This is a genomic window from Mesorhizobium sp. B2-5-13 (genome assembly GCF_006440535.1).
GTDB lineage: Bacteria > Pseudomonadota > Alphaproteobacteria > Rhizobiales > Rhizobiaceae > Mesorhizobium > Mesorhizobium salmacidum.
Genome location: NZ_VFUI01000030.1, coordinates 38,574 through 47,151, shown reverse-complemented (window position 1 = coordinate 47,151; position 8,578 = coordinate 38,574). Strand labels below are relative to the sequence as shown.

General features: G+C 65.2%; 12 protein-coding genes. 8 read left to right on the top strand and 4 right to left on the bottom strand.

Translation table 11 applies throughout. From position 1 onward, the window contains the following. Together FJ434_RS27710 and FJ434_RS27705 are read right to left on the bottom strand one after the other, a co-directional pair. Window positions 1-840: ornithine cyclodeaminase family protein (locus FJ434_RS27710; RefSeq protein WP_140796822.1), on the bottom strand; the 840-nt coding region annotated here is incomplete at its 3' end. A gap of 76 nt (window positions 841-916) precedes the next feature. After that, the gene (locus FJ434_RS27705; protein WP_140750794.1) at window positions 917-1,297 is read right to left on the bottom strand and encodes a DOPA 4,5-dioxygenase family protein; all 381 of its coding nucleotides are present in this window, start codon (window positions 1,295-1,297) and stop codon (window positions 917-919) included. 277 nt (window positions 1,298-1,574) lie between these two features. Between FJ434_RS27705 and FJ434_RS29950 the strand changes: the two genes are divergently transcribed. Then, complete coding sequence (locus FJ434_RS29950; RefSeq protein WP_181166026.1) at window positions 1,575-1,718, top strand: hypothetical protein; 144 nt, start codon at window positions 1,575-1,577, stop codon at window positions 1,716-1,718. Window positions 1,719-1,730: 12 nt separating this feature from the next. Here FJ434_RS29950 and FJ434_RS27700 read toward each other — a convergent pair whose 3' ends face one another. Both FJ434_RS27700 and FJ434_RS27695 read right to left on the bottom strand, forming a co-directional pair. Continuing rightward, window positions 1,731-4,058 carry a cation:proton antiporter gene (locus FJ434_RS27700; RefSeq protein WP_246678330.1) on the bottom strand — a complete coding sequence of 776 codons (2,328 nt, stop codon included), beginning with the start codon at window positions 4,056-4,058 and terminating at the stop codon, window positions 1,731-1,733. Window positions 4,059-4,157: 99 nt separating this feature from the next. Further along, the gene (locus FJ434_RS27695) at window positions 4,158-4,850 is read right to left on the bottom strand and encodes a DUF2270 domain-containing protein (protein ID WP_140718565.1); all 693 of its coding nucleotides are present in this window, start codon (window positions 4,848-4,850) and stop codon (window positions 4,158-4,160) included. A 150-nt stretch (window positions 4,851-5,000) separates the two neighbouring features. On the opposite strand from FJ434_RS27695, the gene FJ434_RS27690 reads away from it, so the two are divergent. The 7 genes from FJ434_RS27690 to FJ434_RS27660 all read left to right on the top strand — a co-directional run bounded on the left by FJ434_RS27690 (window position 5,001) and on the right by FJ434_RS27660 (window position 8,472). Then, on the top strand, window positions 5,001-5,729 hold the full coding sequence (locus FJ434_RS27690) for a gamma-glutamylcyclotransferase (protein WP_140750657.1): 729 nt from the start codon (window positions 5,001-5,003) through the stop codon (window positions 5,727-5,729). Window positions 5,730-6,107: 378 nt separating this feature from the next. Then, on the top strand, window positions 6,108-6,431 hold the full coding sequence (locus FJ434_RS27685) for a metalloregulator ArsR/SmtB family transcription factor (RefSeq protein ID WP_140750655.1): 324 nt from the start codon (window positions 6,108-6,110) through the stop codon (window positions 6,429-6,431). Then, the gene (locus FJ434_RS27680; RefSeq protein ID WP_140750653.1) at window positions 6,428-6,859 is read left to right on the top strand and encodes an SRPBCC domain-containing protein; all 432 of its coding nucleotides are present in this window, start codon (window positions 6,428-6,430) and stop codon (window positions 6,857-6,859) included. The genes FJ434_RS27685 and FJ434_RS27680 overlap by 4 nt, the downstream gene beginning before the upstream one ends. 78 nt (window positions 6,860-6,937) lie before the next feature. Continuing rightward, a complete protein-coding gene (locus tag FJ434_RS27675; protein ID WP_140718426.1) occupies window positions 6,938-7,330 on the top strand; it encodes a VOC family protein in 393 nt (130 codons plus the stop codon). 39 nt (window positions 7,331-7,369) lie between these two features. Continuing rightward, window positions 7,370-7,591 carry a hypothetical protein gene (locus FJ434_RS27670; protein WP_140750651.1) on the top strand — a complete coding sequence of 74 codons (222 nt, stop codon included), beginning with the start codon at window positions 7,370-7,372 and terminating at the stop codon, window positions 7,589-7,591. Between the two features lie 12 nt (window positions 7,592-7,603). Beyond that, window positions 7,604-8,047 carry a DUF1801 domain-containing protein gene (locus FJ434_RS27665; RefSeq protein ID WP_140508452.1) on the top strand — a complete coding sequence of 148 codons (444 nt, stop codon included), beginning with the start codon at window positions 7,604-7,606 and terminating at the stop codon, window positions 8,045-8,047. Window positions 8,048-8,079: 32 nt separating this feature from the next. Next, the gene (locus tag FJ434_RS27660) at window positions 8,080-8,472 is read left to right on the top strand and encodes a DUF1801 domain-containing protein (RefSeq protein ID WP_140750649.1); all 393 of its coding nucleotides are present in this window, start codon (window positions 8,080-8,082) and stop codon (window positions 8,470-8,472) included. Window positions 8,473-8,578: the final 106 nt, after the last annotated feature.

Below are 8,578 nucleotides of genomic sequence, written 5' to 3'. Positions count from 1 at the left end.
CCCCACAAAATCCCCGCACACCAACCCCGTCAAATCTCCGGCAACCAGCGTCGGATCGACCATCGGCTTGGCCATGTTTCTCTCTTGCTCCAAATCGTCGATGATGATGCGGTCGAAGCGGGGCATGGTCTCTCGCAGCCAGGGCAGGGCCTGGTCGGTCATCACGGTGAAGCTGCCCGGCTTCAGCCAGTTGGCGTCGAGGAAGGGCGCGGGTTTGGGCACCAGGGTCACCGTCGTCACCACCATGTCGGCGCCTTCGACCGCTTCCCTTGCGGTGTCGCAGGGGATTGCTTGCAGCCCGCGCGATTGCGCCATTTGGCAGAGCGCGTCGCGGTTGGCGGCGCCGCGGCCGTAGGCGCGGATTTCGCGCAAGGGGAAGAGGTCGGCGAAGGCTTCAAGGTGGCCGCGCGCTTGCACCCCGCAGCCGATGAAGGCCAGGGATGACGCGTCGCCGCGCGCCATGCGCCTGGCGGCGACGGCGCTCAAGGCGGCGGTGCGTTTCTCCGTCACCCAATTGCCGTCGACCAGGGCAAGCGGCAGGCCGGTCTCGGCGTCGAGCAGCGTGATCAGCGAATTGAGCGTCGGCAGTCCGCGCCCGGCGTTGCGCGGGTTGACGACCAGCGATTTCGTCGCCAGCACGGGCGGCGTGGAGGCAACGCCCAGCGTCGCCATGATGTAGCGGTCGTCGCCCGGCAGCACCACCGCTTTCGGGGCGCACCAGACTTCGCCGCGCCGCTGGCCGACGATCTGGCGTTCGATCTCGTCGACCATGTCGACTGTCGAGATCGACAGGCGGTCGAGCAGCTGGGATGACAGATAGGGCAAGGTTTCGGCGGCCAAGGGTTTCGTCCTGTCATTCCCCGATGGATCATCATACCCGCGAGAGCGTCAAACGGCTCCCTCATCGCGGGCGCCCTCACGCCCCCAGCGTCGGCTCCGTATTCACCTCCAGCGCCTCTTCCGCCTCATGCTCCTCGCCCAGAACCTCCCCGTGCACTGCCAGCGCCCGCCCGATCCAGATCGGGTCGACCAGATGGTCGCGCTTGGGGTTGGTGGTGTTGGGGTGGATGAGGATGCTGAGGCCCTGGTGGTTCAGCATCAGCCAGGGAACCAGCGTCGCGAAAATCCCGGGGGCGAAGGAGACCTGGTACATGGCCTGCCCGTGCGGGCCGACTGGTCCGTCGTGCCAATTGCCCAGGCGCACGCGGAAACGTTCCGCGATGCGCTGGCGCAGCCATTCGGCGTGCTGCCGCTCGGCCTGCCCGTCATAGTAGATGTGGGCGTGGTAGCTGGCGATCTCGGCGAGTTGTCTTGGATTGAGGGGCTCGGCTGCCCGGCCGGCGTTGAACTGGCTTTGCTCATCTCGGTTCTCCCCCTGTTGTCGCGTCCGGCGGAACTTTAGCCGAAGCGCGGGTATCTTGTCTGTAGCCGGGGCGGCGTGCGCAGAGATCAGCGACAAACAGGCTGTGGGCGCCGCCCAATGGTCGGCTATTCGATCGAATTTCTTTGCAACCCGTTAATTCGGCCATGCGTCAATAAGCATCTGCTAATTATATGATGGCGTGGGGTACGCAATGACCAAGAATCTCGGCAATGGACGCTATGTGCCGCCCAGGGACACCAGCGTCTCCTTCTTCGGCAAGGTCGCGCCGGCGCTGTTCCCGCTCGTCGCGGCGGCGCTGGGCTATGTGATCGGGCGGCAGTTCCTCGGCCTGTAGCACCGTAGAGCATCAGGCGCCGGTCTCGGTTGCCGCCTCCTCGGCTTCGGCTCGCCTGACGCGGTCGCTGGCCAGAAGCACGACCGGGCAGGCGACGGCGGCCAGCACGGCGGTCGCCGTGTCGCCGAAGAACAGCTCGTCGCCTGGCCGCTGCGTTACGCCCATCACCACCATGGCGGCGCCCTTGCCCGCCTCCCTGGCGATGGCCCTGTCGGGCGTGGCACGCGTCCTGATCGCGGTTTCGACGGCAACGCCGTAGCGGTCGGCGAGATCGGCGACATCCTTGAGCACGGCCTCCTCGCGGCGGTGCGAAACCGAGCTTGGCGGGCTGCCCTTGCGGGCCTGCGAGACATAGAGGGCTTTCACGCGGGCCCGGTGCGGCCGCGCCAAGGCTAGCGCGAAATCGGCCGCGCGCCGCGCGACTTCGGTGCCGTTGACGGGAACCAGGATGGTCGCGCCGGCGCGCAGCAACGGCATCTTGCCGCTGGATTTGGCGCCATTCAGCACCAGGCAGAGCGGGCCGTCGAAGCCGCTGGTGATATCCTTCAGAGTACCGCTGAAGGTGCCTTTGTCGGTCATCGCGTCGTCCAGCCCGACCAGCAGAAGGCCGTAGCCCTTGCGCGCTTCGGCGGCGATCGTTTCGGCGGTGGCCTGAAGCTCGGTACGGGCCGTGAGGTGGACCTTGTCGACGGGTGTATCCTCGGCCTTGCGGACAGCCCTGGCACTCCTGGCCGCCCCCTTCTTGACCTGCTGCGAGGCCCGCTCGGGACCTTTGTCGCGGGCAGGGCCGGGCAGTTGCCCGCCCTCGAGGTGGAGCAGCGTGGTCGGCATGCCGCTGCCGCCGCCGACCAGACCGCCGAGATAGGCGGCGAACTTGCCGACCGGGCTGTCGTCGACGAGCAGCAGCAACCGCTCCAGCTTGGAGACGAAGCCGCGCTCGTCGAGCAGTTCGCGGTCGACGCGCTGCTTTTCCGCATCGCCGACCGGCAGCCGGCCGAGCGCCCAGCGCAGCATCGGCGGCATCGCCAGCGTGGTGATGACGGCCATGGTGACGATCATCGTGAACAGATTGTGAGAGAGGATGTTCATCGACAGGCCGATCGAGGCGACGATGACCTCGGTCGAGCCGCGCGCGTTCATGGCGCTGCCGATGGCGGTGGCCTCCTTCAGCGACATGCCGGACAGCCGGCCGCCGAGGAAGGCGCCCGAGAATTTGCCGATGCTGGCGATCAGCACCAGCGCCAGCGTCAGCAGCGCCAGCGTCGGGTCGGCAAGCACGGTGAGGTCGGCGGACAGGCCGGCCATGCCGAAGAACACCGGCATGAACAGCGCCGTGATGACGCCGCGCAACTGGCTCTCTATGTGGTTGGACAGGATCGGCGATTCCCCGACCAGTATGCCGGCGACGAAGGCGCCGAGCACGGTGTGCACGCCGATCAGATTGGTGATCAGCGCCATCACGCCCATGATGATGAGGATGACCGATATGACGGCGTATTCGCTGCGGAAACTATCGTTGCTCCAGCGGATCAGGGTGAACACCACGCGGCGGCCGATGGTGAAGGAAAACACCATGAACAGCGCCACTTCGGCCACCGTCGTGATGAGCGGCACCACTTGCAGGCTGCCATTGGTGGCGATGCCGAAGGTGACGGCGATGATCAGCCAGCCGAACGTGTCCTCGATGATCGCCGAGGAGACGATGATCTGGCCGAGGTTGCGGCGCATGAAATTCATTTCACGCACCACCATGGCGACGATCTTGACCGAGGAGATCGACAGCGCCGTGCCGAGGAACAGGCCGGCGACGATGCGCTCGGTCGGCTCGGGCAGGAGGGAATCCGGCAGCACCTGCGCCAGCGCGAAGCCGCAGGCAAAGGGCACGACGACGCCGGTGATCGAGATCGAAAAACAGGCCGCGCCCACCCGCCGCACGAGGCGCAGATCCGTCTCCATGCCGGTCAGCAGGAGGAGCAGCAGGATGCCGAGCTGCGAGACGGCATCGATCATGCTTTTCTGCGCGGGGTCGGTGGAAAAGATCAGGTGCTGGGCGTCGGGCCAGAGCCAGCCGAACAGCGACGGCCCGAGCAGGATGCCGCCAATCAGCTGGCCCATGATCGCCGGCTGGCGATAACGCTGGAAGATCTCGCCAAGGCCACGGCCGACCAGAAGCAGGAGGACGATCTCGGCGACGAACAGCCCTTCGGCCGAGCCGCCCATGCCAGAGGCGTGACCGGCCGGCTGAGCGGCCAGCGCGTGGCTTGCCGGTGCCAGAAGGAGAATGGCCAGCGAAAAGGCGACCGCGGCGCCGTGCGATCTCGTTGCCGTTAGGTGGATCATGGGTCCCTTCAAGACGCCGCCGCGGACTGACCATAACAACGCGCGGCTGACCTTTGCGTTGCAGCCATCCGTCGCGAGTTATTGCGTCAGATATCGAGCTCAGACGTGGACGTCGCCGAAGGAGAGCTCGCCGTCATCGCCCGGCGTCAGGAAGGCGGCCGCCACCAGGCCGGCATAAAGGAAGGCAACCACGGCGACGATGGCCGCGCCTGGAACTGGACCGAGCGCCGCCGCGCCGACGGCCTCGCGCAATGTGCCGGCAAAGCCGACCGGCGCGCCTTGGTTGATCAGGCTCGGCGTCGACAGTTTGAGGATCCAGGCAAGCAGCAGGATCAGCATCATGTGCAGGTAGTTGCGGCGCAAACGGCGCGCCAGCGCCACACGCTGCGAGACCAGGAATTTCGGCGTGCGCAGGCTCTCGCCGAGGATCAGCAGCCAGTCGGAAGCAAAATCGGGCTGCGGCGAGAAGATCTGCGCGAAATAATGGCGCTCGAACTGGCGCACGCGGGCGCGGTAGACATCGAAGAAGCGGTAGCGGCGCGCCTCGATCCACAGCAAAAGCAGCACCAGCAGCATGGCGAACAGCAGCACGCCATGATGGGCGCTGGCCGTCGACAGCGACACCGACAGCATCGCCGCGACAACCGTGATCGCCCAATTGCTGGTGCGGTCCAGGCGGTCGCGCCAGCCGGCCATGCGGGCGATCTCGGCGCGATGGAAATGGGACATCACGGTGACCAGTTCGCCTGGCAAAAGCGGCCTGCCGACGGACGTTGCCGGCGCATCGTTCATGACTTCCTCCCAACTTGATCAAACGTTCCGGGAGCGATGTCGTTCCATGACGATCCCCGCCGGCGCCCAATGGGACGGGTGGTCGCCCGGGCAGCCTCTTGAGTATCTGTCTCCGCTGAGCAACATAGCGGCCATGGCCGAGGCACGAAAATGAACAAGCCGATTTCCGTCGCACCGCGCAAATCCGCGCTCCGCAAACCGCCGATGGCGCTGACCGAGGCGCTGGTGGCGCGCACCTTGCGCGCGGTCGAGGATGCCGGGCCGACGCCGGGCATGGTCTATATGACTGACCAGGATTATGCGCGGTTTCGCGATGAGGTCCTGGCCAGCGCGCCGCCCGGACCGCTGAAGCTGTTCGCCTATGGCTCGCTGCTGTGGAAGCCGGCAGGGGAGGTGCGGGGTGGCGAACGGGCGGTGGCGCGCGGCTGGCACCGGTCGTTCTGCTTCACCGTGCAGCGCTTTCGCGGCACGCTCGATCAGCCTGGCCTGATGATGGCGCTCGACCGTGGCGGCCAGTGCCAGGGCATGGTGTTCGAGATCGCCGAACCGGTAGCCGACAATCTGGAAGCGCTGCTGCGCCGCGAAATGACCATCCTGCCCGCCGTCAACGTGCCGCGCTGGCTGCGGGTCAGCACCGAAGGCGGGATGGGCCAGGCGCTCGGCTTCGTCGTCGATCCCGCCAATCCGCGCTACGCCGGCAAGCTCGACAAGCCTGAGATCGCGGCGACGCTGGCCAGAGCCGTCGGCCACTGGGGCTCGGGCGCGCAATATCTGTTCGAGACGATCCGCCACCTCGACGCCTGCGGCATCCGCGATCGCAATCTGTGGCAATTGCAGGAACTGGTGGCGCGGGAGATCGGGCGGAGCCACGTCCGCTGAAAAACCGGAAGCCGGCGCCGCGCGAATGCGCCTGCGTGAACAGGAAATAGCTGACGACCGCCGAAGGGCGGGGGGGGGCGGGGTATCGGCGGTCGCCTGAGCGGAAGGGGCCATGGATTGAGCAAACTACGTTGCGGCAGGCCCTCACCTATAATAGCTGATTCGGCCAAGATGAACAGTCTGTTCCTTCGGTTGGGACGAAGCCGCTGTCAACGGGTGAAGGTGATCGCGTCCAGGGGTGAAGGCGATCGCGTCCAGCGCCGAAGGAACTATGTTGCCGTCCATCTCACCGATATTCCTGTCGCTCCATGTTCCGGCTTGACATATATATCCCGTCGGTTATACGTAAACCAATAGCCAACGGGTTATTGATTGCACATGACCGATGCTCACGATGCGCTGTTCAGGACACTTGCCGACCCGACGCGGCGCGCCATCTTCGAACGATTATGCCGCCAGGGGGAGCAGACTGTGGGCGCTCTGACAATCCAGTCCGGCGTCTCGCAGCCGGCGGTGTCGAAGCATCTCGGCGTGCTGAAGCAGGCCGGGCTGGTGCGCGACCGCCATGAAGGCCGCCAGACGCATTACAGCGCGCAGCTCGCCGCGCTGGCGCCGCTGATGGACTGGACACGCCATATGGCGGGGTTCTGGGAAAGCCGGTTCGACGACCTCGAGGATTTGCTCAAGAGGATGGACCAGTGAACGATAGTGCCCAGGAGACCCGCACTGTCGTCGTCGAGCGGGAAATCTCCCATCCACCCGAAAAACTCTGGCGCGCGCTGACGCAACCGCATCTGATCGAGGAGTGGCTGATGAAGAACGATTTCAATCCGGTCGTGGGCCATCGCTTCAACATCAGCGCCGACTGGGGCGGCGTGCTGGACTGCGAGGTGCTTGCCGTCGAGCCGCACAAGACGCTGTCCTACACCTGGAACCTGGCGCACCAGGATCCGGCCTTCGATCTCAGGAGCGTGGTGACTTTCACGCTCACCCCGACGTCAACGGGAACCCATCTGCGCATGGAGCAGGCCGGTTTCCGGCCCGACCAGAGACGGGCCTATGGCGGCGCCAGGGTGGGGTGGCCGCAATTCCTGGAGAAGCTGGAAGAGCTTCTGGCGCGGACGGACTGAGGTCTCCGGCCAGGCCGAAAGTCACACAGCACTGTTAAAGGGCGGTTCTCCGCCAGCAAAACCCATGGAGAAAAAGCGATGAAACTCAAACTGACCAGCATCTATGTCGACGATCAGGAAAAGGCGCTTGCCTTCTATACCGATGTGCTGGGCTTCACCAAAAAAGCGGATTTCAGCAACGGGCCGTTCCGCTGGCTGACGGTCGTCTCGGCCGAAGAGCCCGATGGGACCGAATTGCAGCTGGCGCTGAACGACAACCCGGCGGCCAAGGCCTACCAGCAGGCGATCTTCAAGCAGGGACAGCCGGCACTGATGCTGTTCACCGACGACATCAAGGGCGATCATGAACGCATCAAGGCGAATGGCGGTGCCTTCGCCATGGCGCCGACCGCGGTGACCGGCTCGACCATCGCCCAGGTGAATGATGGCTGCGGCAATCTCATCCAGATCACGGAGCTGGCGCGCTGGTAAGGCGCCGGGTTTCAACGCATAGCGCAAGAGGAGGCAGCATTGGACTGGAGCAAATGGATCAGGCAGGCGCATCGCTGGCTGTCGATCATCTTCACGGCGACCGTCGTCGCCAATTTCGTCACCATGGCGTTTGGACAGCCGCCGGCCTGGGTGGTTTATTCGCCACTGCCGCCGCTCTTCCTTATGCTGTTCAGCGGCCTCTATATGTTCGTGCTGCCCTATGTTTCCAGGGGACGCAGCGTGCAGCGGGCCAACGGATAGGAAGAGAGCGGCATGGCCAAGATCGAGCAGAAATCGACCAGGCCCGCCAAGGCCGAGCCGAAGCTGCTTTCCGGCGGCAACCCGCAGATCGCCAAAGGCTACGGCGACGCGCCGGTACAGGCCTATATCGCGGCCATGCCGGGCTGGAAGCGCGAGGTCGGCCAACGCCTCGACGCGCTCATCGAGCGTGCCGTGCCCGGTGTCCACAAGGCGGTCAAATGGAACTCGCCCTTCTACGGCGTCGAAGGCGAGGGCTGGTTCCTCAACATCCATTGCTTCACCAAGTACATCAAGGTGGCTTTCTTTCGCGGCCAGTCGCTGGACCCGGTGCCGCCGGGCGAATCCAAGAGCAGCGATACGCGCTATTTCCACATCCACGAGGACGAGGCCTTCGACGAGGCGCAGTTCAGCGCCTGGGTGAAGCAGGCCAGCCAATTGCCTGGCGAGCGTATGTGAGTGCGCTATCTAGCATTCGAAGGAGAAACGGCATGACGACCACCGAGGACAGCAAATCCCCCTCCGAGCTGATCGACGGCAGGATCAGGGAACTCGGCGACTGGCGCGGCGAGATGCTGGGGCGGCTCCGCGCGCTGATCCATCAAGCCGATCCCGACGTGGTCGAGACGTGGAAATGGCGCGGCGTGCCGGTGTGGGAGGATTCCGGCATGATCTGCACGGGCGAGACCTACAAGGCCGTCGTCAAGCTGACCTTCGCCAAAGGGGCTGCGCTGCCCGATCCAGCACGCCTGTTCAACTCCAGCCTCGAAGGCAATACGCGCCGCGCCATCGATTTCCAGAAAGGCGAAGAGGTCGACGAGGAGGCCTTTAAGGCGCTCGTGCACGCCGCCGTGGCGTTGAACAAATCGAAGGCGCGAAGGTAACTGCGTCTGTCGACAAAGGCCGCCGTCGGCGCTGCCCCTCACTGTCCTGCCGGACATCTCTCCCCGTAAACGGGGCGAGATGGGCTGGCCGCAACGCCGGCGCCCG

Bases quoted from the DNA above. Each gene is read 5' to 3' on its own strand.
- FJ434_RS27700 (WP_246678330.1), bottom strand. From the start codon at position 4,058: ATGATCCACCTAACGGCAACGAGATCGCACGGCGCCGCGGTCGCCTTT.
- FJ434_RS27675 (WP_140718426.1), top strand. From the start codon at position 6,938: ATGAAACTCAAACTGACCAGCATCTATGTCGACGATCAGGAAAAGGCG.
- FJ434_RS27685 (WP_140750655.1), top strand. From the start codon at position 6,108: ATGACCGATGCTCACGATGCGCTGTTCAGGACACTTGCCGACCCGACG.
- FJ434_RS27695 (WP_140718565.1), bottom strand. From the start codon at position 4,850: ATGAACGATGCGCCGGCAACGTCCGTCGGCAGGCCGCTTTTGCCAGGC.
- FJ434_RS29950 (WP_181166026.1), top strand. From the start codon at position 1,575: ATGACCAAGAATCTCGGCAATGGACGCTATGTGCCGCCCAGGGACACC.
- FJ434_RS27690 (WP_140750657.1), top strand. From the start codon at position 5,001: ATGAACAAGCCGATTTCCGTCGCACCGCGCAAATCCGCGCTCCGCAAA.
- FJ434_RS27660 (WP_140750649.1), top strand. From the start codon at position 8,080: ATGACGACCACCGAGGACAGCAAATCCCCCTCCGAGCTGATCGACGGC.
- FJ434_RS27665 (WP_140508452.1), top strand. From the start codon at position 7,604: ATGGCCAAGATCGAGCAGAAATCGACCAGGCCCGCCAAGGCCGAGCCG.